Raw genomic sequence first — 26,247 nt, 5'->3', positions numbered from 1 at the left:
GCCACACCCGTGAACCGACCGCGGATGATCGACACCGGTTCGGGCCCACGGGCGCACGCGTACGTTCGCGGGCGTCACCCCCGGGGGTGACGCCCGCGTCGGAAGGGCTCACCGGAGCCAGGGCGCCTGCCGGACGATCGGCAGCCTCGCCCACACCTTCCCGAGGCCCCAGGTGTCGCCGGCGTCGACCAGCGCCAGGACGGCCAGCACCGCGGCGTAGATCAGGTGGTCGTCCATGAAGAGGTTGTTCTCCGGGGGCAGGACGGCGGTCCACATGAGGACCAGCAGCAGTCCGCCGGCCACGGCCGCGACCCGCATGCCGACACCGAGCAGGAGCGCGACGCCGATCCCGGCGAGGCCGACCATGAACAGCCAGTCCGCCCAGGCGGCGCCGGCGATGTTCGTGTACAGGTCCTTGAACGGCCCGGCGACCCCGAAGGTGAGGAAGCCCTTGGTGGGGCTGCCCCCGTTGATCCAGGCGTTCTTCGACCCGGTCTCGTGGCCGAGGCCGAACAGCTTGTCGAGGAACGCCCAGAGGAAGATCCAGCCGAGCGCCATCCGGGTGCCCGCCAGGACGTACCGGGCGGCCCTCTCTCGGGTGGTGCCGGCCGCCGGAGCGGTGGTCTCGGCGGTGGTCCGCTCGATCGTCGCGGTCATGGTGTCCACGTCCCTTCTCAGCCTCGCACCGCGCTTCCCGGTGGCATCTCCAGTGGACGCCCTCCGCCCCGGGGGGCGGCAGGGCCGACCGGACCGCACCGGCCCGGGACCTTGGACCCCTGACGGCTGGGCCTGGTGGCACCGCGCGGGGTGTCGACTTCGCCGGAGCGCCGACGGCGGGTGAGCCGCTCGCATAGGCTCGGGAGCGCCGGCCGGCGGGGGCAGCGGGCGGTGCGCCGTGGTCGATGCGGAGGGCACCGGTGGCAGAGGCGACGGTCACGGTGCCGCTGTGGGCCTGGGCGGCGGTCGGCGGTCTGCTCGCCGTGCTGCTGGCGATCGACGTGGTGGCGCACCGGGACAACCACGTCATCGAGCTGCGCGAGGCGTTGCTCTGGAGCGCCGTCTGGATCGGCGCGGGTCTTGCATTCGGGTTGGTCGTCTGGTGGGCGCTCGGCGGCGACCCGGCCGTCGCGTACTTCTCCGGCTATCTGCTGGAAAAGGCGCTCTCGGTGGACAACGTCTTCGTCTTCGCCCTGCTCTTCGGTTATTTCCGGGTGCCGGCGCGCTACCAGCACAAGGTGCTGTTCTGGGGTGTCGTCGGCGCGCTCGCCTTTCGCCTGGTGTTCGTCCTCGCCGGTGCCGAGCTACTGGCCCGGCTCGCCTGGGCCGGGTTCGTGCTCGGCGCGTTCCTGATCTGGACCGGCTGGCGGCTGGCCGTACGGGGGGAACCGGACGTCGACCCGGACCGCGTCCTCGCCGTCCGGCTGTTCCGTCGGGTCGTGCCGACCGACGCCAGCTACCACGGTGACCGCTTCACCGCCCGGGTCGGCGGCCGTCGGGTGGCGACGTTGCTGCTCGTGGCGCTGGTCGCCATCGAGGCCACCGACGTGGTGTTCGCCGTCGACTCGGTGGCGGCGATCCTCGCCATCACCACCAACACGTTCCTCGTGTGGACGGCCGTCGCGTTCGCCGTTCTCGGGCTGCGCAGCCTCTACTTCTGCCTCGCGGGCCTGCTGCGGCACTTCGGTCACCTGCGGTACGGGCTGGCGCTGCTGCTGGCGTTCGCGGGGGTGAAGCTGCTCCTCGCCGAGACGCCGGTGGGCAAGCTGCCGGTCTGGCTGACGCTCGCCGTGGTGCTGTTGACCCTGGCGGTCGCCATCTCGTCGAGCGTCGTGGCCGGCCGTCGGGCCGCGCGCTGACCCGTACGGACGCTCGGCTCACGGCCGGTCCGGCTCGACCCGGGCCGTCACGTCGAGGTGTGCGGGTGCGCAGCCGGCCGTCGTGGCGAACCGGTGGACGGCGGCATGGACGTGCTCGCGGACCCGCGCGGCGGGGGCGTCACTGGTCAGGTCCACCTGGACCCACACGTCGGGTCGCGGTGGCGCGCCGGTGAGCACGACCCGGGCGCGGCGTACCCCGGCCGTCCGGACCAGGTCGCGTTCCAGGGCACAGACGAGCACCTCGGTGGCCAGCCGGGTGCGACCGGGACGGTTCCCGGCGTGGCTCAGCATGCCCCGCAGGGGCCGGTCGGGTCGGCGTACCGCCCGGTGCAGCAGGCGCTGGCCGGCGACGGCGGTCAGCAGCCCGGCCACCGCGGCGGCCAGGGTGCTCCAGGGCGTCGCCAGCCGCCACGCGTCGACCAGGCCGCCGCCGAGCAGGACCAGGTCGGGGCCGCCGCCCGACAGCGCGCCGGCGCCGATCGCCAGCGCGGTCGCCCCACCGGCCACCAACAGCAGCGCGACGATCGTCCACAGCAGGCGGTGCGCGGCGTCGGTCATGCCGGTCCCCGGGAGGGCAGCAGTCGGATCTCGACACGGTCGACGTGTGGCCGGGCGAGCCGGCGCAGCTCCTGGCGCACGGCGAACTCGACCTCGGCGCGGGCCGCGGGGTCGCCGGTGGCGTGCAGCCGGGGTCGCCACCGGTCACCGTGGCGACGGACGCGCGCTCTCGTCCGGCGTACGCCCGGCACGGTGTCCACCGCCTCGGTCAGTCGACGTTCCACACACCGGCGGCGCAGGTGCCAGCCGTCGCGTTCGTCGACCCGCAGCCGGACCGGCGTCCACCGGCGCAGTTGAGCGGCCAGGACGACGAGGCCCAGCAGGACGGCGGCGCCGGCCGCCGCCCGGACGCCCGGATCGGCCCAGCGGGTGCTGGTCAGCGCCTCGTACCAGCCGGGGCGGACGAGCGGTGGCGTCGGGACGTCGAGCGTCACCAGCAGCGCCTGCGCGGCCAGCAGGGCGCCGCCGGCCAGCAGGGCCACACCGAGCAGGAATGAGGCCGCCCGGTTGACGGTCGCCATGGTCAGCTCTCCCCGCGTGGTCGGGCGGCGGAGAGCGGCCTCGTCCGAGCCGGGCACCACGAGATCCCGCACCGTGATCGTCACCGCGACGACGGTGTGGCCGGTGTCGGCGTACACCCGGTCGGCGACCGCGCGCCGGACCGCGTCGGCGACGGCGGGCACGGTGTGTCCGTACTCGGTGATGAGGTCGAGGTCGAGGCCCACGGTCCGGTCGTCCACGCGGACGGTGACCGGGCGGACGTCGCGGATGCCCGGCACCCGGCCGGCGGCGGCGACGGCGCTCCGACCGATCTGCGCTGCCGTGCCGGTGTCGCGGCGCGGTGGTTCGGCGCCCGGCGGCGGGCCGGCGGCCGGCGTGGCACGGGTGGGAGGGGGCGGCCCGGGAAGCCGGTGGTGTCGTTCCGCCCGATCCGTGCTCGGTCGACGGCGGATGGTCGGCTCGCCGGCCGGTCGCGGGTGCCGGGGCCGGCGCGGGTGCTCTCCCTCGCGTCGGCGGGGACGCGGCCCGCTCGGGGCGAGGGCGCCGAACCGCAGCTGTCGCGACATGCTCCGACCTCCCAGCCGATCCGCCTTCGGGCGACCTCGCTGGATACACCCTGGCAGGTCGACTGGAACGCAACAGCAGTGTGATACGGGTCACAGAAGGTTGGCCGGCGCTGGCGCGGCTCGGCGTTCCTCGGCTCGCTTCTACAACGTTGTAATAGGTGCCTGAGGGGTCGCCGTGCGCCCTCCCTCGGCCCGGCCGGCGGCGTGGAGTTGACGTCGACACCTTCGCCTCGGGGGGCGACGTAGCCCTGCGCGCCTTGACGTCCGACACCGGCCGGGACGACGATTCCAGTGACGAATATCGATGACGGGGGTCGTTGATGAGGAATCGGATCGTCTTGCTGGCCGTCGTGGCGCTCGTCGCCGTCACGGGTGCTCTCGCCGTGGTTCTCCCGGCCGCCGCCGCCAGCGGGTGCGCGGCGGAGCTCCTGGTCCACGCCCGGTACTCGTCGATGCTGCGCGGCGAACTCAGGGTGCACAGTTTCGGTCAGCCCCTCGCGGAGTGGACGCTGCGGTTCCCGCTGCGCTACCCGACCGAGCAGATCAAGAACGTCGACGGCGTGCGCTGGGAACAGCACGGCGCGCAGGTCACGATCCGTAACCTGCCCGGCGTCACGCTGCCGGCCGACCAGACGGTGTCCTTCCCGTACGCCATGACGCACGGGGTGGTCTGGACCAACCAGCCGCAGGGCTTCACGCTCAACGGCGTCACCTGCACGACCTCCGTGCCCGCGCCTCCGCCCCCGTCGAGCCCACCGCCGACCTCGCCGAGTCCGCGGCCGAGCGGGTCGCCCAGCCCCACCCCCGACCCGAACCGTCCGTCTGTGCGGATCACCAAGCCCGAGGAGGGCGACCACTTCTTCGCTCCGGCCACCATCACCGTGGAAGCCGCCGCCACGGCCGCGCCCGGCCGACGGATCACCCGCGTCGAATTCTTCGGCTGGGACAACTGGTCGGACAGGATCTCGCTCGGCACCGACACCACCGCGCCGTACACCGCCCGCTGGCGTGATCTGCCGGCCGGCCTCTACACCGTGAATGCCCAGGTGTACGACGACCAGGGCGCGACGCTGAGCAGCGAGAAGAGCATTTCCGTACGGGTGTTGACACCGGGTGAGGAGCGGCAGGCGCCGTACGTCAGCGTGGTGCGTGACCAGCTCTGGGGCATCTCCCCGGTCATCGACACGGCGGCGCCCCGACGCCTGACGCCGCTCGCGCGCACCGGAGCGGAGGCCCGTTGCGTGCAGGGGCGCGGCATCTGGGACGGCCCGGTCGACGCCACCGCCGTGGCCGGGCTCGCCGCACGCGGCGTGCAGGCGGTGTACATCCCGCTCAACGAGGCCTGTTGGCTGGGCCTGTCGTATGTCGACCCCCGCTACGGCGGAGAGCCGTACCGGCAGGAGATCGTGGCGTACACGCAACGGCTGACGACCGCCGGCATCACGCCCATCGTCGCGCTCGCGTGGAGCCACGGCCGCTACACCGGGCCGGGGGCGACCTGCCGGGACGAACGGGCCGTCTGCGCCAAGCCGATGCCGGATGCCGCGTACGCGATCGACTTCTGGGAGAGCGTCGGTCAGAGCATCTTCGGTGAGACGGTGGTGTTCGACCTGTTTACGGCCCCGTACCCGGATCGGGCCATCGCCGACCCGGCACTTGCCTGGACGTGCTGGCGCTGGGGCGACCAGGCATGCGCCGCGCTCGGCTACCCGACGGTCGGCATGCTGCAGTTGCTGGCCGCGCTCCGCAGCGGTTCCCGGGGCGTGGTGCTGGCCAGTGGCCTGAACGGCGGCAACGACCTGTCCCAATGGGCCGCGTACGTGCCGGACGACTGGTTTTACAACGTCGCGGCGGCGTGGCGGCCGACAGCGCCCGGGGGCTGCCACCCGCCGACCCTGTCGCAGGCGCCCGTCGTCGTCACGGCCGTCTGCCGCTAGCGCGGCGGCCGGCGGGCCGCGCCACCGGAACGGGTGATCGACCGCCTAGACTCGGCGCGGTTCGACCGACCGGCGGATGGATCAGGCAGATGACGAGCACCGACGAGCGCGGCTGGCTGCGGGCGTTGCCCGCCGATTCTGGACGCGACGCGCTGTTCAGCCGCGCCGGCCACCGGGTGTACGGGACGCGTCGGCTCAGCGAACTGGTGCAGGGGCGTCCGCCGGGTGTCACGGGCAGCCAGTGGGGCTCGGCCAGCCGGACGGCGTTCGACCTCGTGGTCTGCGCGCCCGACACCCAGCGGCCGGTCGTCGCCGTGACGATCGGACCGGTCCCGCTGCCCGGGTCGGCCGAGCAGCGCGCCGAGCGGCTCGCCGACGCCGTGGGCGCGGCCGTCGGCCTGCCCGTCCTGCGCATCGGTTCGCCGACGCTGCGGGCCGCCGAGCACGGCCGGCGCCTGATCGAGTACGTGCTCGACGCGCGCGCCTACGCGGCGGGCGGCACCGGGGACGAGCCCGCCCCGGTGGGGTTCCGCGACATCCTCGGTCGGATGCCGGACGGGCGGACCGGCCCGGTGAACGACCTCGGCGCGTTGGCCCGGGCGGCGGCCGTCGAGGCGTACGTGGCCGGGCAGCTCGCCGACCCGATCGTGCGTGGGCTGCACGTGCGCTGGACCGAGGGCCCGGCGCAGGGGTGGAGCTGGGTCCAGCCACGCCTGGACGGCTGCCTCGTCGAGCGGGTGTCGATCACCGCGCAGCGCTTCTCCTGCGGTGTCGACGAGGCCCGTCTGGCCGAGGACCTCGCGACCGTCGCGATCGGTGAGCGGCTGCGCGTCGCCCGGCCGGAGGACCCGGATCTGCTCGCGCGTGCGGACCTCACCGCCGAGATCGCCGCGTTGAGCCGCCGCCGCGACGAACTGGTGGGCGGTTTCGCCTTCGATCACCTCTGCGTGGACTGACCGGCGACTCTCCGCTGCCCAAGACCGCTCGGCTCCCGATCCGTTTCGGGTGCCGAGCATTTTTCTGTGGGGTGGTTGAACCTTCCCCGTCGCCGTCCCGTACTCCTGCGCGAATGAAGAGGATCTCCCCAACCGCGTCGATCGGGCGCGGGCGACGGTGCGGAAAGGGCATCGTCGGCCGTCGACACGTTACCGGGTAGGTCGCGGTGGCCGCCACCGTGGCGTGCCATCTCACATCCGTCGGTCCGCCGAGGGCAGGAATCCACTACCGGATCGAGAAGGAGAGCAATTCGATGCGCAGGTCCACTCGGGCGCGCCGGTCACCCGGCATCGCGCGGAGCAAGCGTCTGCTGGCCGTTGTCGGCACGCTGGTGGTCTTCGGTGGAGTAGTCGCCGTCACCCAGATTTCGTCGGCCCAGGACCGGCGGACGAACAAGCCTCGGCCCGCCGCCGGGCAATGCGTGGAACCGAGCCCCGGCTCGACCGCGCCGAGCGGCACCTCGACCAGCCGTACGTGGCAGAACGGTCGGTGGGTGCGCAACCACTGGGGTGACGGTCAGGAGTCGGTCGCGGAGTGCGAGGACGGAAAGGACGGCACGGTCGGCACCGGCTCGGCCATCGCCTGTCCGGATGTCCTGTCCAAGCTGCCGCAGGTGCCGGAGCGGGCGCGCGCCGAGGTCGACCGTAACCTCGCGCAGCTGCAGACCCAGATCGCCGAGGCCGACCGCCGGCTCGCCGCCGAGGGCAACAAGGGTCAGGCGTTCATCAACAACGCGATTCTGCGGCCGTTGGCCGACAAGCGTAAGGCGGTTCTGGACCGCATCACGACCGCCATCGACCGGGTCGGGCCCCGCCCCCAGGGCCTGGCGCAACTCGCCCAGTGTCAGGTGCAGCCGACCGGTAACAACAACGGTGGCGGCAACAATGGCGGGAACACCGGCGGCGGTACCAACAACGGTGGGAACACCGGCGGGAACACCGGCGGTGGCAACACCGGTGGGAACAACAACGGTGGGAACAACGGCGGCAACGCCCCCGGCGCTGGCCTCGGTGTGCTGGCCAATAACTGCGACGAGAGCAAGTTGGAGCCGCACAACGGTTTCCAGCTCGGCAACCGTTGTGTGAGCACCGAGTTCGGTGAGGTCGGCGCCGCCGCCAACAACCCGTCGCTGCTGATCACCCAGTTCCCGCAGCAGGTCGGCCGCAACCAGCCCTTCACCCTGCGGGTCAGCACCAAGAACCTGGTCCGGGACCGGTTCCTGGCGGCCGGCCAGGGTGGCTACTACGTGGAGAGCTCGCTGCTCAACGACCAGGGCCTGGTCCGGGGTCACTTCCACACCGCCTGCCGGATGCTGGACAGCCTGACCGCTCCGCCCGAGCCGCAGGAGGTGCCGGCGTTCTTCGTCGCCACCGAGGACGGCCGCGGTGGCGCCCAGCCGGACGAGGTGACCATCCAGATCCCGGGTCTGCCGGAGTCGGGCACCGCGCAGTGCTCGGTCTGGGCCGGTGACGGCTCGCACCGTCTGCCCATGATGGAGCGGGCGAACCAGACCCCGGCATTCGACTCGATCCGCGTCACCGTCAACTGACCGGTCGATGAGTGGCCGGCCACCCGGGTGGACAGCACCCCGGGTGGCCGGCCACGCACACAGCGACGGGGTCCCGCCGTTTCGGCGGGACCCCGTCGCTGTGCCGCGTGTCAGCGGTTTTTGTACGCCTCGACGACCTCGACCGGGATCCGGCCACGCTCGGAAATCTTGTAGCCGTTCTTGACGGCCCATTCCCGGATCGCCCGGTTTTGTTCGCGGTCCATTCCCGCGCCGGTGGGTCGCCCCGGCCGCCGAACTGTCCGCGCGTTCTCCGCCGGGCCTCGGCCGATCCGCCGGCCCGCATTGATGTATGGGTCCAGCGCCTTACGCAGGACACCCGCATTCTCGTCCGAGACGTCGATGGTATACGCGACGCCGTCGAGACTGAACTCGACCGTCCGATCGGCCTTCCCGCCGTCGAGGTCGTCGGTCAGCACCGTGATTACTTTTCTCGCCATTGCCGATTACTCCCTGTGTGTGGCGGGATGTTTCCAAAGTCTGACCTATCACCCGGGGAATCCGCAACAATGTGCGTGCCATTCATTTCGGCGCGTCGCGATTCAGCGGGGCACAAAACAGCGGACTGGCCGTAATCGCAGGTCGCGGTGCGGTGTCAATCGGTGAGCAGACCGGCGTGGCCGGCCACCGCCGCCGCCTCCGCCCGGTTGGAGACCCGCAGCTTGCGCAGCAGAGAGGCGGTCATTCGTTTCACCGTCCGTTCCGACACGTGCAGTTCCTCGGCGATGTCGACGGTGCTGCGCCCGGTCGCGATCGCCCGCAGCAGACGGCGCTCCTCGGCGTCGAGGTCGACGGACGCCGCCCGGGCGGGTCCGAGCAGGGCGCGCAGCAGTTCCGCCGGCAGGACCGCCCACCCGTCGAGGATGGCCAGCAGCGGGGGTAGCAGCTCCTCCGGTTCGCTGGTCTTCGGCAGGAACCCCTCCGCGCCGGCCCGTAGCGCCTCCAGTGCGGGCGCTGGGTCGGTCGAGCCCGACATGGCGACCACCCGTACGCGGGGGGTGGTCCGCCGGATGGCCGCCACCGCCCGGACGCCGCCGGGTGGTGGCATGTGCAGGTCGACCAGCGCGAGGTCGGGATGGCAACGACTGATCATGCTGGCTGCCGCGGCGGCGTCCCCGGTCGAGCCGACCACCTCGGCGCGTCCGTCGGTGGTCACCGGAAGCAGCAGCTCCAAGCCACGGACGAACAGGGGATGATCGTCCACGACAGCGAGTCTGAGGTTGGGGGCGTCCGGCATGTCTGGGCCGTTCCCCAGCGGGTACCGATCATGCGGGTACGCACCGATCGGGGGGAGTCGGATGGATGCGCGCACGCCAGGGGTGGCAGGGCTGGTTGCGAGGATTGCGACGTACCGGGTCCGGACCGGGCATCGCACCCTCCCCGGCGGTCGACGCGGACCTGCTGCTGCGGGTGATGTGTCACGAGTTCCGTACCCCGGTCAGCGCGCTGACGTCGTTGACGCGGGCGCTGGCCGATGACCACCGGCCGCTGACCGGCGCGGACCGGCGGGCGGTCAGCGCGCTGGCCCGCGACCAGGCCGTCCACCTGCAGGGCCTGCTGCGCGACGCGACGGCCGGCGCCGGCGTGCTGACGCCGATGGCCGATCCGGAGGCGACCGTGCCCCTGGCCGGCCTCCTGCGTGAGGCGGCCGCGCTCGTGCCGGCGGGCCGGCGTCGGGTCCGCGCCACCCGACGGGCGGCCTCCTGGCCGGTGCCGGCCGGTCGCACCCGGCAGGTGCTGGGAAACCTGGTGGAGAACGCGCTGCGGCACGGGCCGGCCGGCGGGCACGTCGGGCTCTACGCCGCGCTGCGCGGCCCCGGCCTCAGCATCGTGGTCACCAACGAGGGGCGGGTGGACGACGGGCTGCTGGTGGCGCTGCGCCGTCCGGCCCCCGTGGTCGGGATGTCCGGTCTGGGGTTGTGGATCGTGCGGCACCTGGTGGCCGCCGACGGGGGAGCGCTGCGGGCGCACCGGTTGCGCCCGCGGGGCGTGGCGCTGGAGGTGCTGCTGCCGGCAGTCGGTCCGCTGCGCTGACCCGAGCGGGACACGCATTGGCCCGGCCGGGTCAGCGGGATGGGAATCGTCCTTGACGCCAGCCAGCCGGTGCCGAGGAGGTCGCATGTTCAGCCACGTCAAGGACCTGCAGTTCGAGGCCAAGCCGGACGCTCCGGACGCCGCGTTCGCCCGCCGTCTGCAGGAGGTGCTGGGCGGCAAGTGGGGCGAGATGACCGTCGCCAACCAGTACCTCTTCCAGGGCTGGAACTGCCGACTCCCCGGTAAGTACAAGGACCTGCTGCTCGACGTCGGCACCGAGGAGGTCGGCCACGTCGAGATGCTCGTGACGATGATCAGCCGGTTGCTGGACAGCGCGCCGCTGGCGCTGTCGGAGGCCATCGCGGACAACCCCGGGGGCGGGGCGGTCTACGCCGGGTCGAACCCGGCGCACTTCATCCACGGCGGGGGCGGGGCGCTGCCCGTCGACGCCAGCGGGGTGCCCTGGAACGGCTCGTACGTCACCGCGAGCGGCAACCTCCTGGCCGACTTCCAGCTCAACGTCACCGCCGAGGCGCAGGGCCGGTTGCAGGTCGCCCGGCTGTTCAACATGACCGACGACCCCGGGGTCAAGCAGATGCTGCGCTTCCTGCTGGCCCGCGACACCATGCACCAGAACATGTGGCTGGCGGCCATCGAGCAGCTGAAGGAGGACGGCCTGGAGGAGATGCCGGTGCCGGACGCCTTTCCGGACTCGGAGGAGTTCACCAACGAGTTCGGCTACACCTACCTGGGCTTCTCCTCGGGCACCGACGCCGCCCAGGGGCGGTGGGCGTCCGGGCCCGCGCCGGACGGCAAGCGTGAGTTCCGGTACGACGACAACCCGCGCGCGAACGCCCCGGAGCCGGTGCTGCCACCCGGTGACCCGCGGCTGTACGGCACCAACCCGGGCGGCTCGGCCGGGTCGTGAACACCGTCACGAGGTCGACCGGTGTCGGACCGGCCGTCCCATGCGGGACGGCCCGGCGGCACCGGATCTGTCGGTCGACGAAGGAGGAGAAGCGAATGTCTGTCGTCGCGCCCGCCCGCGAGTCCGCAGCGGTCCCGCTGTCGCGTACCCGGGTGAAGTTGGTCGTCTGCACGGTGCTGACGGCGCTCGCCGTGGGGGTCGGGTTGCCCGCCCGGGTGGTCCTCGCGCTGGCGCTGACCAGCCTGGCCATCCCCGTCGCCGTGGCGCTGGCCGGAGGCGGCCGGGCGGTGCGGGAGCTGCTGCTGCCGGGTCACCGCCGGGCCCCGGACAGTGGCCTGGGTCACACACCGGAACAAGGGGAACGCTTTGTTACTTGAGTGAGACACGCTCAACTCAATGGATAGCAGGTGTTCGATGGCAACTCTTCCGGTTCTGCCCCTGACCGACGCCGTGCTGCTGCCCGGCATGGTCATCCCGGTGACCCTCGACCCGACCACCCAGGCCGCCATCGACGCGGCACGGGCGACCGGCGACCGCAAGCTGCTGGCCGTCCCGCGGATCGACGGCGAGTACGGCCCGATCGGCGTGGTCGCCACCATCGAGAAGGTCGGCCGGCTCCCCGACGGTGAGCCCGCCGCAGTCGTCCGTGGGCTGTCCCGCGCGCGCATCGGCTCCGGCGTGCCCGGTCCCGGCGCGGCGCTCTGGGTCGAGGCGACCGAACTCGACGAACCCGCTCCCGCCGGCCGCGCACGTGAGCTCGCCCGCGAGTACCGCGCCCTGGTGACCTCCGTGCTCCAGCAGCGGGGCGCCTGGCAGGTCATCGACGCCGTGGAGCGGATGACCGACCTCTCCGAGCTGGCCGACTCGGCGGGCTACGCGCCGTGGTTGACCCTGGAGCAGAAGACCGAACTGCTCGCCGGGCCGGACGTCACCGCCCGGCTGGAGCTGCTGGTCGGCTGGGTGAAGGACTACCTGGCCGAGCAGGAGGTCACCGAGCAGATCAACAGCGACGTCCGCGAGGGCCTGGAGAAGTCGCAGCGGGAGTTCCTGCTGCGCCAGCAGCTCGCCGCGATCCGCAAGGAACTGGGCGAGGACGAGCCGGACGGCTCCGCCGACTACCGCTCCCGGGTGGAGAGCGCCGAGCTGCCGGACAAGGTCCGCGAGGCGGCCCTGCGCGAGGTCGGCAAGCTCGAGCGGGCCAGTGACGCCTCCCCGGAGGCCGGCTGGATCCGTACTTGGCTGGACACCGTGCTCGAGATGCCGTGGAGCACGCGTACCCAGGACAACACCGACCTGGCCGCGGCCCGGGAGGTGCTCGACGCCGACCACGCCGGTCTGTCCGACGTGAAGGACCGCATCCTGGAGTACCTGGCCGTGCGCAACCGGCGTGCCGAGCGCAACCTCGGCGTGGTCGGCGGTCGCGGCTCCGGCGCGGTGCTCGCCCTCGCCGGCCCTCCCGGGGTCGGCAAGACCAGCCTCGGCGAGTCCGTGGCGCGGGCCCTCGGGCGTAACTTCGTCCGGGTGTCGCTCGGCGGCGTCCGCGACGAGGCGGAGATCCGCGGCCACCGGCGCACCTACGTGGGCGCGCTGCCCGGCCGGATCGTCCGGGCCCTGCGCGAAGCCGGCTCGATGAACCCGGTCGTGCTCCTCGACGAGGTGGACAAGCTGGCCGCCGGCTACGCCGGTGACCCGGCCGCCGCCCTGCTGGAGGTGCTCGACCCGGCCCAGAACCACACCTTCCGGGACCACTACCTGGAGGTCGACCTGGACCTGTCCGACGTGCTCTTCCTCGCCACCGCCAACGTGGTGGAGTCCATCCCCGGCCCGCTGCTGGACCGGATGGAGCTGGTCATGCTGGACGGGTACACCGAGGACGAGAAGGTCTCCATCGCCCGTGACCACCTGCTGCCCCGGCAGCGGGAGCGGGCCGGGCTGACCGACGACGAGGTGACCGTCGCCGACGAGGCGCTCGCGCTGATCGCGGGGGAGTACACCCGCGAGGCCGGTGTCCGGCAGCTCGAACGGGCCCTGGCCAAGATCCTGCGCAAGGTGACGGTGACGCTGGCGACCGACCCGTCGCCGGTACGCGTCGACACCGACAACCTCAGCGGCTATCTGGGGCGGCCGAAGTTCACCCCGGAGTCGGCCGAGCGTACGGCGGTTCCCGGTGTCGCCACCGGGCTCGCGGTGACCGGCGCCGGCGGCGACGTCCTCTTCATCGAGGCGACGAGCATGGAGGGCGAGCCGGGGCTGACCCTGACCGGTCAGCTCGGCGACGTGATGAAGGAGTCGGCGCAGATCGCGCTCTCCTACCTGCGCTCCAACGGGCGGCGGTTCGGCATCGACCCGAACGCCCTGGCCGGACGCCGGATCCACGTCCACTTCCCGGCGGGCGCGGTGCCCAAGGACGGCCCGAGCGCCGGCATCACCATGGTCACCGCCCTGGCGTCGCTGGTCACCGGCCGGCCGGTCCGTCCCGAGTTCGGGATGACCGGTGAGGTGACCCTCTCCGGTCGGGTGCTGCCGATCGGTGGGGTGAAGCAGAAGCTGCTCGCCGCGCACCGGGCCGGCCTCACCGAGGTGATCATCCCGGCGCGCAACGAGCCGGACCTGGACGACCTGCCGGCCGAGGTGCGCGAGGCGCTGACCGTGCACACCCTGGCCGACGTGGCCGACGTGCTCGCCCTGGCGCTGCGCCCGGCCGACGTCCAGGCGTTGGACGGACCGGCGCTCTTCACGGTCTGACGCTCCACCACGATGACCCCCGCCGTCCGTCGACGGCGGGGGTCATCGGCGTCCGTGCATCGAGGGCTAGTGTCTGTTCCGCTCGATGCGTCGACCACCTCTCCGCCGCGAGGCGGTGCCCCCGGAGGTAACCCCCGTGAACCTGGTGCTCTGGATCATCCAGATCCTGCTCGCCGTCGTCTTCGCCGGCGCCGGCCTGGCCAAGCTGACCCAACCCAAGGACAAGTTGCGCGACCTGATGCGGTGGGTGGACCCGGTCCCGCCGTCGCAGGTCAAGGCTCTCGGCGCGGTCGAGGTGGCGGCCGCCCTCGGGCTCGTGCTGCCCGCGCTCACCGGCATCGCCACCGTGCTCACGCCGCTGGCCGCCGTTGGGCTGGTCATCGTCATGATCGGCGGCGTCCTCGTGCACCTGCGCGACCGGAAGAAGCGCGACACGGCGGCCGAGCGTCGGCTGGAGATCCAGGGCGCCATCACCTGCGCGGTGCTGCTCGTCCTCGCCGCCGTGGTGGCGTGGGGACGGTTCGGCCCGTACTCCTTCTGAAAAGCCCGTCGGCGACCGCCGTACCCGGCGGTCGCCGACGGCTCGGCTCAGCGCTCGTCGCGTCCGCGGTCGCGGCGCACGGTCGCCTTGCGGCCCTTGATCGTGCTCTGGCGCAACCCGGAGATCACCTCGTCGGCGACGCCCTGCGGCACCTCGACCAGGGAGAACCGGTCGGCGATCTCGATCGAGCCGATGTCCCGGCCACGGATGCCGGTCTCGCCGGTGATGGCCCCGACCAGGTCCTGGGGACGTACGCCCGCCCGCCGGCCCAGGCCGACGAAGACCTGGACGGTGTTGCCGCCCCCGGGGCGCGGCCGGCCGGCGCCCCCGCGCCGATCGCCGCCCCGCCCGCCGAACTCCGCGCGACCCTCGCGCGGGGCGCGGACCGGAACCTGCGGAATCTCCTCCTCGTCGTCGGAGCCCGGCGACGTCACCTCGTGGGCCAGCTTCACGGCGGCGAGGGCGACCTCCATCAGGTCGAACTCGTCGGTCAGCGTCTCCACGATCACCCGGTACGGGTCGAGGTCGTCCTCCAGCAGGCTCTCCCGCAGCGCCGCCTGCGTCAGCTCCAGCCGGCGGGTCCGCATGTCCGCCACGGTCGGGATCTTGTCGATGGTGATCCGCTGGCCGGTCACCCGCTCGATGGTCTTGAGCATCCGGTGCTCGCGCGGCTCGGCGAGGGTGATCGCCACGCCCTCGCGTCCGGCCCGGCCCACCCGACCGATGCGGTGCACGTACGACTCGGGCGCCGACGGCACGTCGTAGTTGACCACGTGGGTGAGCTGTTCGACGTCGAGTCCACGGGCCGCCACGTCGGTCGCCACCAGCAGATCCGCCGTGCCGGCCCGCAGCCGGCCCATCACCCGGTCCCGCTGTTCCTGGCTCATCCCGCCGTGCAGCGCCTCGGAGCGGTAACCCCGGCCGTTCATCGTCTCGGTGAGCCGGTCCACCTCCTCGCGGCTGCGGCAGAACACGATCGCCGCCGTGGGCGACTCCACGTCGAGGACCCGGCCCAGCGCGGCCGGCTTGTGCGCGCGGGTCACGATGTACGCGCTCTGCCGGACCCGGGGCGCCTCGCCCGCCACCGGCTGCTCCCGGCCGATCTCGATGCGGACCGGCTCGGTCAGGTGCTGGCGCGCCATCCCGTCGATCCGTGACGGCATGGTGGCCGAGAAGAGGACCGTCTGCCGCTCGGCGGGCGCGTGCTCCAGGATCGCCTCGATGTCCTCGGCGAAGCCCATGTCGAGCATCTCGTCGGCCTCGTCCAGCACCACGGTGGCCAGGCCGCTCAGGCGCAGCGTGCCTCGGGCGATGTGGTCCAGCGCGCGCCCGGGGGTGGCCACGACCACGTCGACGCCGCTGTCCAGCGCCCGCAACTGCCGGCCGATCGGCTGCCCGCCGTAGATCGGCAGCACCCGCGCGCCCAGGTCCTTGCCGTACCGGTGGAACGCCTCGGACACCTGCACCGCCAGTTCCCGGGTCGGCACCAGGACCAGCGCCACCGGGTCCCCGCCGTCGCGGTGGGGGGACATCCGGTGCAGCAGCGGCAGCGCGAACGCCGCCGTCTTGCCGGTGCCGGTGGCGGCCTGACCCAGCAGGTCCCGACCCTCGATCAGCGGTGGGATGGCCTCCCGCTGGATCGGCGTCGGCTCCTCGTAACCGAGGGCGGACAACGCGCCCAGCAGTTCGTCGCGCAGCCCCAGGTCCGTGAACGCGGTCACCTCGGGCTCGCTGGCGGTCGGTGCGTCGTGCTGTGCAGGTGCGGAACTCATGTGCCAAGCCTTTCATCACCCCGTCGGGGCCGCTGCGCCGACCGGCACAACACCGCTCGCGACCGTCCGGGCGCCCCGGTGATCAAGAGGTTCGCGTCAGGAATCGTGGTCAGCCTGACGCGAACCTCTTGATCACCGCAGGTGGGTGGCGGGGGGCGGATCGTGCGTCGGTCACCTGTACGGCCGGGGCCGGTGACGCGTTCGGGCTAGCGTGTCTGCGTGCGTACGGTGGAACTGGTCTGCTCGCCCGGGTTGGACGCCGCGGTCCGCACGGCCTGGGCGCGGTTGGCGGCCGCCGGACTGCCGAGCCTGGCCCGCAACATCCACCCGACGAACCGGCCCCACCTGACCCTGGCGGCCGTGGACGAGTTCCCGTCCGGCGTCGAGCAGCAACTGTCCGACCTGTTCGACACCGCGCTGCCACTGCCGGTGACCCTCGACCGGGTCGTCGTCCTGGACGGCAGCGCCCCGCTGGTCTGGCTCGTCCGGCCCACGCCGGCGTTGACGGCGTTGCACGCCGCCGTCTGGGACGTCCTCGACCGGGCCGCCGGACACCGTCCCTGGCACGCCCCGGGCGCGTGGGTGCCGCACCTCAGCCTGGCGCTGCGGTTCCGTGACGCGGACCTGCGAATGGCCCGCGCCGTGACCGGCGGACAGCGCCCGAACGGCACGTTCGACGCGGCGCGCAGCTACGACGGCACCGACCGGACGGTCACTCCACTCTCCCTTCTGCCGTGAGTTGGGCTGGACCACGCCGGACGCCTGCCTCCACCCCGCGCCGTGTGCCGACGGACGCCAGCCGGCGCACGTGGCGCTGGGCGGCGCCATCGGTCGGTTTGCCCCTTTGCCCCACTGCGGCGGAGTGGGCGCTCGGCTTGGCCACTGGTCGGCTTGCCTCCTTTGCTCTGCTTCAACGGAGGAAACAGTCGGTGACCGATTATCGGACGTCAGGTGTTTCCTGGGTTGAAGCAGAGCAAAGGGCCGGCCGAGCATCGGCGCTGCCCGGCTGCTCCGTGCCGAGCCGGTGCGGTCGGCAAGCGCAGGCCGCCTCCCTTCGGAGTAGATAGGAGGATTGTTCGGTCTGTACCCGGTCTTGGTGATTACGGTGTTTTTCAGGGCGATCCACCCAGTGCCGTGACCGGAGAAGGGACCCCGTCATGCGAGTGCCCAGCCGTAGTCCGGGACAGCAGCCCGCGTCGCCCACCGCCCCACCTCGCCGCCGACCCTCCGGCGCCGCCGCCCGTCGCCCGTCGCCTGCCGCCACCCCCGACCTCGCCGCCTACCGGGCGGCCGTGGCCGACCTGCTCGTCGAGGTGGGAGCGCTGGCCGACGCCACCAGCACCCGGGCACGTCAGGTGCTCGTCGACGAGCGGCTCCGCGAACCGGCTCTGGCGGCCGTGCTCGACGCCACCCCGCAGGGCCTGCTCGGCGCGCGCGAGACGCTGCTGCTGGAGATGGCCCGTTACCAGCCGAACGAGCGCACCTCGGCACGCGACCTCACCGCGCTGGTTCGGATCTACCTGCTCTCCCGCATCGACGTGCTGTGGTGGCAGGACGCCCCCGTGTTCCGTACCGACGACCAGGTCAACGGCAGCGCGGAACTGGTCGATCTGGAGTGGCTGCGCCGCCGGGACCTGCTGCGCTTTCGCTACCAGGAGCAACCCGCGACCGTGCTGGGCCGGGCCGCGCGCGGACTACGCCGGCGGCTGCGCCCCGACGTGACCCCGCGCACCGCCGGTCTGCTGTTCCGTCGCGCCCGCCGGGAGGTGGTGGCGCTGCTCAACGAACTGGCCCGGGAGTTCGCCGCCGCCGCGCCCGCGGGCACCCCGCCGCTCTGGGTGACGAGCCTGGTCCGGAGCACCGAGCACCAGTACCGGCTGCGCCGCCTGGGTTACGCGGCGATGCTGCCCAGCGGCCACTGCCTCGGCTACTCGGTCGACGTCGAGCTGGCCTGGTTCACGCGGTTCGGCGCGCGCGACGCCCTCGCGGAGCTGCTGCTGGCCCGCCAGGAGGCCGGCGACCTGAACGTGATCGATGAGGGGCAGGCCTGGCACCTGTGCCTCGCGCCCACCGCCCGGCATCGCCTGCGCCGGGCGTACGAGGCCGAGATGGGGGTCTGAGACCGTGTGCGGCATCGCGCTCAGCATCGGCCCCGAGGCCGACCCGGCGACGTTCCGACGGATGCTCGCCCTTCTCGCCCCGCGCGGTGAGGTCACCGAGACCCGCTGTGAGACGGGACTGCTCGCCGGCACCCGCCGGCTTCGGGTCGTCGACCGCGACCGGGCCGTGCAGCCCTGGACGTCGACCGACGAGCGGTGGCTGCTCTGTTTCAACGGCGAGATCTTCAACCACGGTGAGCTGCGCGCCCAGCTCACCCGCCTCGGGCAGGTGTTCCGCACCGACAGCGACACCGAGGTGCTGTTGGCGGCGTTCCAGCAGTGGGGCGAGTCGGCGGTGACCCGCCTGCGCGGCGAGTACGCCTTCGCGGTCGTCGAACGCGCCACCGGCCGGGCGTACCTGGCCCGCGACCCGCTCGGCGTGAAACCGCTGTACTGGTCCCGACGGCCGGGCTGCCTGCACCTCGCCTCCGAGGTCAAGGCGCTCGTCGGGCACCACGCTCCGGTCAGCGAGGTGCCTCCCGGGCACCACGGTTGGGCGGAGCCGGACGGGTCCGTGCGACTCCGCCCGTACGTCGACCTGCTCACCCTCGGCGAGGGCCTGCCGGTCATCGACGACCCGGACGAGGCCACCCTGCTCGTCCGGGCCGCCCTGACCGACGCCATCCGGATGCGGGTGGACACCGACCTGACCGTCGGCGTCGTCCTCTCCGGTGGGCTGGACAGCTCCTTGACGCTGCGGCAGGTACGCGACATCCACCCGGACTGCGTGGCGGTGACGGTCGGCGTGCCGGACAGCCCCGACGTCGCGTACGCCCGTCGGCTCGCCGCCGACCTCGACGTGCCGCACGTCGTGGTCGAGCTGCGCCCGCGCGACATCCGGCTGGCCGACGTCCGGGAGGCCATCCGGATCTGCGAGCTGACCGAGTACGGCGACATCATCAACGCCGTCGTGTCGGTGCCGATCTTCCGGCGGCTGCGCGACCTGGGCGTCAAGGTGGTGCTCACCGGCGACGGCTCCGACGAGCTGTTCGGCGGGTACCCGATGTACCGCCAGGTCGACCCGATCGCGTCCCGCCGGCTGTTCCTGCACCGGATCCGCAACCTCTGCCGTACCGAGTTGCAGCGCGTCGACCGGGCCGCCATGGCTCACGGCGTGGAGGCGCGGGTGCCGTTCCTCGACTTGAGCGTCGTGGAGCTGGCGATGCGGCTGCCCCTGAACCTCAAGGTGCGTGACGGCCAGGAGAAGTGGATCGTGCGGCGGGCGTTCGCCGACGTGCTGCCCGACTACGTCGTGCGGCGGCCGAAGCACCCCATGTCGTACTCCTCCGGTCTGCACGAGCGGGTGCGGCTCTACAAGCCGCTCTTCGCCCGGATGCACCGGTCGTTCGGCTACGACCTGCTGGAGCCGGTCCGCCGCGACTTCGACACCGTGCTCAGCGGGTGCGGCAACGACCTGGACCGGGCCATCGCCGACGGGATGAACCGACCCGACTACACGGTCCTGGAGCACGCCCGTGACCTGGTCGGGGCCGCGAAGTGGAACGCCGCGCCGATGGTCCGCCGACTGGTCGGACCCCGCCCGTCCCGCCGCTCACCGGTGGGCTGACCCCCGCCCGACGCTTGACTCTGACACCGTGTCAGGGACCAGCGTGAGGGGATCATGTTCACCATCGGAGACTTCGCTCGACTGGGCCGCGTGTCGGTGCGGATGCTGCGTCACTACGACAGCATCGGCCTGCTTCACCCGGCCAGCGTCGATCCGCACACCGGCTACCGCTCCTACCGGGCCGAGCAGTTGCGTCGGCTCAACCGGGTGATCGCCCTCAAGGACCTGGGGCTCACCCTGGAGCAGGTGCGGGCGATCCTGGACGAGACGGTCGACACCGCCGAGCTGCGCGGCATGCTGCGGCTGCGTCGCAGCGAGCTGGCCAGCCGGTTGGCCGCCGACACGGCCCGGCTCGCGGCGGTCGAGGCGAGGCTCCGGATGATCGAATCGGAGGGTCGGATGACCGACCAGGACGTCGTACTCAAGCAGATCGCGCCGGTGCGCGTGGCGGAGCTGACCGCCGTCGCGCCCAGCTACCAGAGTCAGGACATCGGTCCGGTGATCCAGCCGCTCTATCCGGAGCTGTTCCGCCGGCTCGACGCCGCCGGGATCACCCCGTCCGGGCCGGCCATCGCCTGGTACGAGCCGGCCTACGACGAGGACGAGGCGGTGGTGGTGCACGCCGGGGTGAGCGTCGGCGGCGGTGTCGTGGCGGTTCCCGACGTGACGGTGCGGGACCTGCCGGCGGTCGGGACGGCCGCGACGATCGTGCACCGCGGCTCGATGGACGACGCCGACCGGAGCGTCCAGGCGCTCGCCCGGTGGATCGAGGACAACGGGTACCGCCCGGACGGGTTCGCCCGCGAGGTGTACCTGGAGTACTCCCAAGACGCGCCGGAGCGGGGCGTCACCGAACTCCAGCTCGCCGTCCACCGGGGCTGATTCCTCGCGGCGGTCGGCGCTCAACTCACCAGGAGCAGCGCGCCGACCGCCGCGAGCGTGCCGACGACGGCGAGCAGGGCGCTGGTCAGCACGAACCGTCGCACCGGCACCGTCACCCCGGCCGCCCGGCAGCGCTCGAACCACAGCAGGGTGGCCAGAGACGCCCAGGGCGCGGCCAGCGGGCCGACGTTCGTGCCGATCAGCAGGGCCAGCAGGCGGGTGTGGTCGACGGTCGGCAGCACCGACTCACCCGCCAGGTACGCCGGCAGGTTGTTGACCGCGTTCGCCAGCAGCGCCCCGGTGCCCCCGGCACGCAGCGCGCCGACCGCCCCGCCGTCGGTCCCGACCAGGCCGGCGACCAGGTCGTCGAGCCCGTGCCGGCCGAGGGTCTGCACCACCAGGAACAGGCCGACGACGAAGAGCAGCAGTCGTACCGGCACCAGTTGAACGCGCAGCGTCGCGGGGGAGCGGACCACGAAGCCGACCAGCACCAGCGCGAGGGCGACGGTGGAGGCGAGCCCGATCTCCACCCCGGCGAGGATGCCGGCGACGAAGAGCAGACAACCGGCGAGGGCGGTGCGGTGCAGCACCGGATCGGCCGGCACGTGCGGGGCCGGCGGAACGAAGCGTCCGCCGTCCGGCCGTTCCCGCCGCCACCAGGCGTACCAGAGCAGCGCCATGGTGGCCGTCACGGCGGCGAGCTGCGGCAGCGCCATGCGCTCGGCGTACGCCAGTGGGGTGAGGCCGACCCGGTCGGCGGCCAGCAGGTTCGTCAGGTTCGACACCGGCAGCAGCAGGCTGGCGGTGTTCGCCAGCCAGACCGTGGTGACCGCGAGCGGCCCGGCGGGGACGCGCAGGCTGCGGGCCAGGGCGAGCAGCACCGGGGTGAGCAGCACGGCCGTGGTGTCGAGGTTGAGCACGAGGGTGGTCACCGTGGCCAGCCCGCCGCAGAGCAGGAACAGCGCCGCCCAGCGGCCCCGGGCGGCGATGGCCAGCCGGCTGGCGAGCACGTCGAAGACGCCGGCGACGGCGGTCAGCTCGGCCAACACGATGACGGTGCCGAGGAAGAGCAGCAGCGGCAGGATGCGGTGCAGGGTGCCCGTGGTCTCGGCGCGGGGGAGCAGCCCGGTCAGCGCGCAGACCGCGCCGGCCACCGCGAGGACGACGGCCACCACGTCGAGCGGGTGGGGACGCCAGCGCGCGGTCGGCTCGGGCGGGGCCGGCGGCGCGCCGGCGGCAGACTTCACAGGTGACCACGTTGACACAGCGCCCGGTCAGGCGCTCGTCGACCCCGGCCCGGGTGACCGGGCCCACCTGACGTGGCCGGGCCCGGCCTCTCGAGAAGAGGCCGGGCCCGGTTCGCGCGTCGGTTCTACCAGCTCAGGTAACCGGGCTGGGTCTGCACGTTCAACTCCTTGAACCGGGTCAGGTTCGCCGACCAGGTCCGCCAGTCGTTCAGCTCCAGGACGTCCAGGCCCTTCTGGATGTCGTTGGAGTAGATGTTGCCGTTGTAGTAGTACGTCGACCAGGCGCCGCCGGTGAGGGCCTGGGTGTCGGAGAGCGGGCCGCGCTCCCAGTAGGCGATCTCCTTGGGGTGGCGCGAGTCGGTGAAGTCCCAGACCGAGATGCCGCCCTGGTACCACGCCTGCACCATGATGTCCCGCCCGAGCACCGGGACCAGCGAGCCGTTGTGCGCCACGCAGTTCTCGGTGTCGCCGTTGGTCCGGGGGATCTTGTAGTAGCTGCGGAACTCCAGCTTGCGCGCGTTACCGCGGCCGGTGATGTCGTAGACGGCGTCCGCGCCCCGGTTGGGGCCGACGGTCTCGTTGCAGGTGGCCGCGCCGCCGCCGCCCAGCTCGTCGGTGAAGACGACCTTGGTGCCGGCGTTGTTGAAGGTGGCCGAGTGCCAGAACGCGAAGTTCACCGTGTCCCGGACCTGGGTGATCAGCCGGGGCGCTTCGCGGTTCTTGATGTCGAGCAGGATGCCGTCACCCATGCAGGCCCCGGCGGCCAGGTCCTTCGCCGGGTACGCGGTGATGTCGTGGCAGCCGGTGGTCGCCGAGCCGGTCTCGCTGCCCGGGAAACCGCCGTCCGGGAAGAGGTTCGGCGTCGAGATGACGGCCGCCTCGGTGGGCTTCTTCACCGGCACCTTGACGATGGAGATCGAGTCGTGCGGCGGCTGGCAGTCGGGGAACTCGGCCCGCGGGCTGTACGACGAGACGTACAGGTAGACGTTCTTGCGGTCCTTGCCCGGCACCAGCGTGTGGGTGTGCGACCCGCAGGCGGTCTCGACGGACTTGATGTAGCGCGGGTTGGCCTTGTCGCTGATGTCGAAGACCTTGATGCCCTCCCACGACTCCTTCACCGACGCCGGCTGCGCGACGCTCGCACACGAGTCGTCGCTGCGCGACGAGTCGGTGGAGACGAACAGCAGGTTGCCGTAGACGGAGATGTCGTTCTGCGAGCCCGGGCAGTTGACCTGCGCGGTGATCGTGGGCGCGCTGGGCCGGGAGATGTCGTAGATGACGAACCCGTTGTAGTTGCCGGCGAAGGCGTACTTGCCCTGGAACGCCATGTCGCTGTTGAGCGCGGCCGTCGTGTCGAACGGCGCCTGCTTGGGGAGGTTGGCGATCTGCCGCAGGTTGGGGCTGCTGCGGATCTCGTCGACGCCCGGGATGTCGCTGGCGGCGGCGGCCGGTGCGGCCGGTGCGGCCTCCTGCGCGCTGCTCGGTGTCGCCAGGACGACGCTGGTCAGCAGCAGGCCGGTCGCGGCCAGGCTGATGATGCGGAGTTGTCGGAGCCGTGCGGTGGCCAACTTGATCATTGGCGGCGCCCTTCGAAAGGGGGGATGACGTTGTCGGTACCTTACCGAGCCTCGGAGATCATCGATGTGATCCGGGTCACATATACGTGGACTCTTCAATGGATAGGATCGCTGCGACCTCGACCTGAGGGGAGTGCGGCATGACTGTCCGACGTGGTCGGTTACTCGCCGTCGTCATAGCGGCGGCCATCGTCCTGGTGTTGGTGGTGCTGGCCGTCCGCGCCGCCGGTGATCCCGGCCGGCCGGCCGCCGCGCCCGCTTCGGCGTCAGCCGCGCCGACGACGGCCGGCCCGACCGGCCCACCACCGCCGCCGGTCCTGGTGCCCGGCCGCCCGGGTGAGCCGGCCGTCGCCCGGTCCGCGCACGAGCTGCGCGACGACAGCCCACCCCGCTACAACGGCCTGGACACCGTCTACGTCCAGATGATGATTCCGCACCACGAGCAGGCGCTGGAGATGAGCACGCTGGCGACGGACCGCGCGGCCGATCCGCGGATCCGCGCGTACGCCGACCGGATCCGCGCCGGCCAGGGCCCCGAGATCAAGGTCCTGCGCGGCTGGCTCGCCACCCGTGGGCTGCCCGAGACGGCGCCCGGCCACGACCACGCCGGCATGCGCGGCATGCAGTCCCCCGACGCGATGCGGCGACTGGCCGCCGCCCGGGGCGTCGAGTTCGACAGGCTCTTCATCACGATGATGACCGACCACCATCAGGGCGCCGTGACCATGGCCACCGATCTGTTGTCGGTCGGGGCCGACGCGACCCTCAACGAGCTGGCCACCTCACTCGCCACCGAACAGGCCATCGAGATCAACCGCCTACGCGAGCTGACGCCGCCCTGAGGTGTCGACGACCCGTACGCTGGGTGACCGTGAGACGCACGCTGTTCGGCCGCCCCCTGCGCGGCGTCGCCTTCGACGTGGCCGTCACCGGCGTGGTGGCGTTCGTCGGTCTCGCCTCGGCGGTGTCGCAACCCGGCGGCTGGGCCGCCGCCGGCGTCGGCCTGGGCATGGCGGTGGCGCTGCTGTTCCGCCGCACCCATCCGAGCGCGGTGACCGTCGTCGTGGCGGTGCTCGCCCTGGTCCAGGTGATCGCCGGTTGGGGTCCGCAAGCCTTCGACGTCGCCGTCCTGATCGCGCTCTACAGCGTCGTGAAGTACGGCCGGCGGCTGCGGGACGGCGTGCTGGCCGGCGCGGTCGCGGCCGTGGGCGTGCTGCTCGCCGCCGCGCAGACCCCCGGCGTCATCACGTGGTGGGTGACCGCGCTGTGGTACGCGCTGGTCACCGGCGCGGTCTGGCTCGTCGCGTTGAACGTGCGGACCCGCCGCCTGTACGTGCTGAGCCTCGAGGAGCGCGCCACCACCCTGGAACGCGAGCGGGAGGCCGAGTCGCGGGCGGCGGTCGCCGAGGAGCGCACCCGCATCGCCCGCGAGCTGCACGACGTGGTGGCGCACAGCATGGCGGTGATGATCGTCCAGGCGGACGGCGCCCGGTTCATGCTCGACCGCGACCCCGAGCAGGCGCGCGCCGCCGTGAAGGTGGTCGCCGACACCGGCCGCTCCGCGCTGGAGGAGATGCGCCGGCTCGTCGGGGTCCTGCGCGACGCGGGCCCGGCCGGCGCGGACGTCGTCGCCGCCGACCCGGAGCACCGCCGGTTGGCCCTGGCCGAGCTACCCGACCTGCTGGCCCGCTTCCGCGACGCCGGACTGCGCGTCCGGGACGCCGTCAGCGGCGAGCCACCGGCCCTGCCGCCGGGCCTGGAACTGACCGTCTACCGCGTGGTGCAGGAGGCGCTGACCAACGCGCTCAAGCACGCCGGCGTCGGCGCAACCGTCGACCTGCGGATGACGTACTCCGCCGACGCCGTCGAGGTCCGGGTCGTCGACGACGGTCGAGGCCGCCCGGTCGTCAGTCCGACGCCGCCCGGCGGTCACGGACTGCTCGGCATGCGCGAGCGCGTGACGGTGTACGACGGCAGCCTCACCGCCGGCCCCCGGCCGACCGGGGGCTGGCAGGTGCGGGTACGGCTCCCGCTACCGTCGGAGCCCTCAGCGGAGGTGATCGCGGCATGACGGTCCGGGTGGTGATCGTGGACGACCAGGCGCTGGTGCGCGCCGGATTCAGGATGGTGCTGGACTCGCAGCCCGACCTGACGGTGGTCGGGGAGGCCATCGACGGCGCCGACGCCCTGCGCGTGCTGGCCCGCACCGAGGCGGACGTCGTGGTGATGGACATCCGGATGCCGACCATGGACGGGGTGGAGGCCACCCGCCGGATCTGCGCCGACCGGCCGTCGGGTCCGCCCCGGGTGCTGGTGTTGACCACCTTCGACACCGAGGCCGACGCGTTCGCCGCGCTGCGGGCCGGCGCGAGCGGTTTCCTGCTCAAGAACGTTCCGCCGGAGGAACTGCTGGACGCCATCCGCGTGGTCGCGCGGGGCGACTCGGTGGTCGCCCCGTCGATCACGCGGCGGCTGCTGGACCGCTTCGCCGGCCAACTCGGCGTCACCCCGACCGCCGACCCCCGGCTGGCCCAGCTCACCGAGCGGGAGCGGGAGGTCCTGTTGCTGGTCGCGCAGGGACTGTCGAATGCCGAGATCGCCGTCAAGGCGCACGTGGCCGAGGCGACGGTGAAGACCCACGTCGGGCGGATCCTGGCGAAGCTGCACCTGCGCGACCGGGTGCAGGCGGTCGTGTTGGCGTACGAGAGCGGCCTGGTCACACCCGGGCGCTGACCCGCCGTACGACCGCGGTCGTACGGCCGGCGTGTCCGTGCGCCACCTGCGGCGTACGCG

24 protein-coding genes are annotated in these 26,247 nt (G+C 72.6%); 16 read left to right on the top strand and 8 right to left on the bottom strand.

All coding sequences use genetic code 11. The features are described from left to right. Positions 1-108: 108 nt before the first annotated feature. Complete coding sequence (locus tag ABZ272_RS26545; protein WP_355052639.1) at positions 109-666, bottom strand: hypothetical protein; 558 nt, start codon at positions 664-666, stop codon at positions 109-111. A gap of 251 nt (positions 667-917) precedes the next feature. Between ABZ272_RS26545 and ABZ272_RS26540 the strand changes: the two genes are divergently transcribed. Continuing rightward, complete coding sequence (locus ABZ272_RS26540; protein ID WP_355052638.1) at positions 918-1,856, top strand: TerC/Alx family metal homeostasis membrane protein; 939 nt, start codon at positions 918-920, stop codon at positions 1,854-1,856. A gap of 18 nt (positions 1,857-1,874) precedes the next feature. Here the strand turns inward: ABZ272_RS26540 and ABZ272_RS26535 are convergent, their stop codons facing one another. Both ABZ272_RS26535 and ABZ272_RS26530 read right to left on the bottom strand, forming a co-directional pair. Beyond that, positions 1,875-2,435 (bottom strand): hypothetical protein, encoded by a 561-nt coding sequence (locus ABZ272_RS26535; protein ID WP_355052637.1) that lies wholly within the window; start codon positions 2,433-2,435, stop codon positions 1,875-1,877. After that, positions 2,432-3,502, bottom strand: coding sequence for an Asp23/Gls24 family envelope stress response protein (locus ABZ272_RS26530; RefSeq protein WP_355052636.1), 1,071 nt, complete (start codon positions 3,500-3,502; stop codon positions 2,432-2,434). Before ABZ272_RS26530 ends, ABZ272_RS26535 begins: the two co-directional genes overlap by 4 nt. A gap of 320 nt (positions 3,503-3,822) precedes the next feature. On the opposite strand from ABZ272_RS26530, the gene ABZ272_RS26525 reads away from it, so the two are divergent. The 3 genes from ABZ272_RS26525 (at position 3,823) to ABZ272_RS26515 (ending at position 7,984) form a co-directional block, all read left to right on the top strand. Beyond that, positions 3,823-5,439, top strand: coding sequence for an Ig-like domain-containing protein (locus ABZ272_RS26525; RefSeq protein ID WP_355052635.1), 1,617 nt, complete (start codon positions 3,823-3,825; stop codon positions 5,437-5,439). A gap of 89 nt (positions 5,440-5,528) precedes the next feature. Continuing rightward, positions 5,529-6,395 carry a hypothetical protein gene (locus tag ABZ272_RS26520; RefSeq protein ID WP_355052634.1) on the top strand — a complete coding sequence of 289 codons (867 nt, stop codon included), beginning with the start codon at positions 5,529-5,531 and terminating at the stop codon, positions 6,393-6,395. A 293-nt stretch (positions 6,396-6,688) separates the two neighbouring features. Further along, on the top strand, positions 6,689-7,984 hold the full coding sequence (locus tag ABZ272_RS26515; protein ID WP_355052633.1) for a hypothetical protein: 1,296 nt from the start codon (positions 6,689-6,691) through the stop codon (positions 7,982-7,984). Positions 7,985-8,094: 110 nt separating this feature from the next. On the opposite strand, the gene ABZ272_RS26510 is transcribed toward ABZ272_RS26515, so the two are convergent. Beyond that, positions 8,095-8,442 (bottom strand): Lsr2 family protein, encoded by a 348-nt coding sequence (locus tag ABZ272_RS26510; RefSeq protein WP_355052632.1) that lies wholly within the window; start codon positions 8,440-8,442, stop codon positions 8,095-8,097. A 155-nt stretch (positions 8,443-8,597) separates the two neighbouring features. After that, the gene (locus ABZ272_RS26505; protein WP_355052631.1) at positions 8,598-9,206 is read right to left on the bottom strand and encodes a response regulator transcription factor; all 609 of its coding nucleotides are present in this window, start codon (positions 9,204-9,206) and stop codon (positions 8,598-8,600) included. A 98-nt stretch (positions 9,207-9,304) separates the two neighbouring features. Between ABZ272_RS26505 and ABZ272_RS26500 the strand changes: the two genes are divergently transcribed. From ABZ272_RS26500 to ABZ272_RS26480, 5 genes are all read left to right on the top strand, one after another. Further along, on the top strand, positions 9,305-10,036 hold the full coding sequence (locus ABZ272_RS26500; protein WP_355052630.1) for a HAMP domain-containing sensor histidine kinase: 732 nt from the start codon (positions 9,305-9,307) through the stop codon (positions 10,034-10,036). 85 nt (positions 10,037-10,121) lie between these two features. Beyond that, positions 10,122-10,964 (top strand): manganese catalase family protein, encoded by an 843-nt coding sequence (locus ABZ272_RS26495; RefSeq protein ID WP_355052629.1) that lies wholly within the window; start codon positions 10,122-10,124, stop codon positions 10,962-10,964. Positions 10,965-11,059: 95 nt separating this feature from the next. Beyond that, positions 11,060-11,341 carry a hypothetical protein gene (locus ABZ272_RS26490; protein WP_355052628.1) on the top strand — a complete coding sequence of 94 codons (282 nt, stop codon included), beginning with the start codon at positions 11,060-11,062 and terminating at the stop codon, positions 11,339-11,341. Between the two features lie 37 nt (positions 11,342-11,378). Then, positions 11,379-13,709 (top strand): endopeptidase La, encoded by a 2,331-nt coding sequence (lon, locus tag ABZ272_RS26485; RefSeq protein WP_355052627.1) that lies wholly within the window; start codon positions 11,379-11,381, stop codon positions 13,707-13,709. Between the two features lie 85 nt (positions 13,710-13,794). Then, positions 13,795-14,250, top strand: coding sequence for a DoxX family protein (locus tag ABZ272_RS26480; protein WP_355052626.1), 456 nt, complete (start codon positions 13,795-13,797; stop codon positions 14,248-14,250). A gap of 47 nt (positions 14,251-14,297) precedes the next feature. Here ABZ272_RS26480 and ABZ272_RS26475 read toward each other — a convergent pair whose 3' ends face one another. Next, positions 14,298-16,022 carry a DEAD/DEAH box helicase gene (locus tag ABZ272_RS26475; protein ID WP_355052625.1) on the bottom strand — a complete coding sequence of 575 codons (1,725 nt, stop codon included), beginning with the start codon at positions 16,020-16,022 and terminating at the stop codon, positions 14,298-14,300. Positions 16,023-16,241: 219 nt separating this feature from the next. Between ABZ272_RS26475 and ABZ272_RS26470 the strand changes: the two genes are divergently transcribed. The 4 genes from ABZ272_RS26470 (at position 16,242) to ABZ272_RS26455 (ending at position 20,630) form a co-directional block, all read left to right on the top strand. Then, complete coding sequence (locus ABZ272_RS26470) at positions 16,242-16,760, top strand: 2'-5' RNA ligase family protein (RefSeq protein WP_355052624.1); 519 nt, start codon at positions 16,242-16,244, stop codon at positions 16,758-16,760. Between the two features lie 419 nt (positions 16,761-17,179). Continuing rightward, positions 17,180-18,142, top strand: a complete 963-nt coding sequence (locus ABZ272_RS26465) for a DUF5715 family protein (RefSeq protein ID WP_355052623.1) — start codon at positions 17,180-17,182, stop codon at positions 18,140-18,142. Between the two features lie 4 nt (positions 18,143-18,146). Next, a complete protein-coding gene (locus ABZ272_RS26460) occupies positions 18,147-19,748 on the top strand; it encodes an asparagine synthase-related protein (RefSeq protein ID WP_355052622.1) in 1,602 nt (533 codons plus the stop codon). Between the two features lie 54 nt (positions 19,749-19,802). Further along, on the top strand, positions 19,803-20,630 hold the full coding sequence (locus ABZ272_RS26455) for a MerR family transcriptional regulator (RefSeq protein ID WP_355052621.1): 828 nt from the start codon (positions 19,803-19,805) through the stop codon (positions 20,628-20,630). A 20-nt stretch (positions 20,631-20,650) separates the two neighbouring features. Here the strand turns inward: ABZ272_RS26455 and ABZ272_RS26450 are convergent, their stop codons facing one another. Continuing rightward, positions 20,651-21,877, bottom strand: coding sequence for an SLC13 family permease (locus tag ABZ272_RS26450; RefSeq protein WP_355052620.1), 1,227 nt, complete (start codon positions 21,875-21,877; stop codon positions 20,651-20,653). A gap of 125 nt (positions 21,878-22,002) precedes the next feature. Then, positions 22,003-23,454, bottom strand: a complete 1,452-nt coding sequence (locus ABZ272_RS26445) for a hypothetical protein (RefSeq protein ID WP_355052619.1) — start codon at positions 23,452-23,454, stop codon at positions 22,003-22,005. 140 nt (positions 23,455-23,594) lie between these two features. Here ABZ272_RS26445 and ABZ272_RS26440 point away from each other — a divergent pair, with 140 nt between their 5' ends. The 3 genes from ABZ272_RS26440 to ABZ272_RS26430 are packed head-to-tail and all read left to right on the top strand — an operon-like array spanning position 23,595 to position 26,187. Then, positions 23,595-24,296 (top strand): DUF305 domain-containing protein, encoded by a 702-nt coding sequence (locus ABZ272_RS26440; protein WP_355052618.1) that lies wholly within the window; start codon positions 23,595-23,597, stop codon positions 24,294-24,296. Positions 24,297-24,319: 23 nt separating this feature from the next. Next, on the top strand, positions 24,320-25,525 hold the full coding sequence (locus ABZ272_RS26435; RefSeq protein WP_355052617.1) for a sensor histidine kinase: 1,206 nt from the start codon (positions 24,320-24,322) through the stop codon (positions 25,523-25,525). Further along, on the top strand, positions 25,522-26,187 hold the full coding sequence (locus tag ABZ272_RS26430) for a response regulator transcription factor (RefSeq protein ID WP_355052616.1): 666 nt from the start codon (positions 25,522-25,524) through the stop codon (positions 26,185-26,187). Before ABZ272_RS26435 ends, ABZ272_RS26430 begins: the two co-directional genes overlap by 4 nt. The last annotated feature ends 60 nt before the right edge of the window (positions 26,188-26,247 follow it).

Source organism: Micromonospora sp. NPDC005979 (genome assembly GCF_040614415.1).
Classification (GTDB): Bacteria; Actinomycetota; Actinomycetes; order Mycobacteriales; family Micromonosporaceae; genus Micromonospora.
This window is presented reverse-complemented; position numbering and strand designations above follow the sequence as displayed.

Excerpts from the sequence above, each read along its gene's own strand:
- ABZ272_RS26535 (WP_355052637.1), bottom strand. The coding sequence starts at position 2,435 with ATGACCGACGCCGCGCACCGCCTGCTGTGGACGATCGTCGCGCTGCTG.
- ABZ272_RS26530 (WP_355052636.1), bottom strand. The coding sequence starts at position 3,502 with ATGTCGCGACAGCTGCGGTTCGGCGCCCTCGCCCCGAGCGGGCCGCGT.
- ABZ272_RS26525 (WP_355052635.1), top strand. The coding sequence starts at position 3,823 with ATGAGGAATCGGATCGTCTTGCTGGCCGTCGTGGCGCTCGTCGCCGTC.
- ABZ272_RS26520 (WP_355052634.1), top strand. The coding sequence starts at position 5,529 with ATGACGAGCACCGACGAGCGCGGCTGGCTGCGGGCGTTGCCCGCCGAT.
- ABZ272_RS26515 (WP_355052633.1), top strand. The coding sequence starts at position 6,689 with ATGCGCAGGTCCACTCGGGCGCGCCGGTCACCCGGCATCGCGCGGAGC.
- ABZ272_RS26510 (WP_355052632.1), bottom strand. The coding sequence starts at position 8,442 with ATGGCGAGAAAAGTAATCACGGTGCTGACCGACGACCTCGACGGCGGG.
- ABZ272_RS26500 (WP_355052630.1), top strand. The coding sequence starts at position 9,305 with ATGCGCGCACGCCAGGGGTGGCAGGGCTGGTTGCGAGGATTGCGACGT.
- ABZ272_RS26495 (WP_355052629.1), top strand. The coding sequence starts at position 10,122 with ATGTTCAGCCACGTCAAGGACCTGCAGTTCGAGGCCAAGCCGGACGCT.
- ABZ272_RS26490 (WP_355052628.1), top strand. The coding sequence starts at position 11,060 with ATGTCTGTCGTCGCGCCCGCCCGCGAGTCCGCAGCGGTCCCGCTGTCG.
- lon (WP_355052627.1), top strand. The coding sequence starts at position 11,379 with ATGGCAACTCTTCCGGTTCTGCCCCTGACCGACGCCGTGCTGCTGCCC.
- ABZ272_RS26480 (WP_355052626.1), top strand. The coding sequence starts at position 13,795 with ATGCGTCGACCACCTCTCCGCCGCGAGGCGGTGCCCCCGGAGGTAACC.
- ABZ272_RS26475 (WP_355052625.1), bottom strand. The coding sequence starts at position 16,022 with ATGAGTTCCGCACCTGCACAGCACGACGCACCGACCGCCAGCGAGCCC.
- ABZ272_RS26465 (WP_355052623.1), top strand. The coding sequence starts at position 17,180 with ATGCGAGTGCCCAGCCGTAGTCCGGGACAGCAGCCCGCGTCGCCCACC.
- ABZ272_RS26455 (WP_355052621.1), top strand. The coding sequence starts at position 19,803 with ATGTTCACCATCGGAGACTTCGCTCGACTGGGCCGCGTGTCGGTGCGG.
- ABZ272_RS26445 (WP_355052619.1), bottom strand. The coding sequence starts at position 23,454 with ATGATCAAGTTGGCCACCGCACGGCTCCGACAACTCCGCATCATCAGC.
- ABZ272_RS26440 (WP_355052618.1), top strand. The coding sequence starts at position 23,595 with ATGACTGTCCGACGTGGTCGGTTACTCGCCGTCGTCATAGCGGCGGCC.
- ABZ272_RS26430 (WP_355052616.1), top strand. The coding sequence starts at position 25,522 with ATGACGGTCCGGGTGGTGATCGTGGACGACCAGGCGCTGGTGCGCGCC.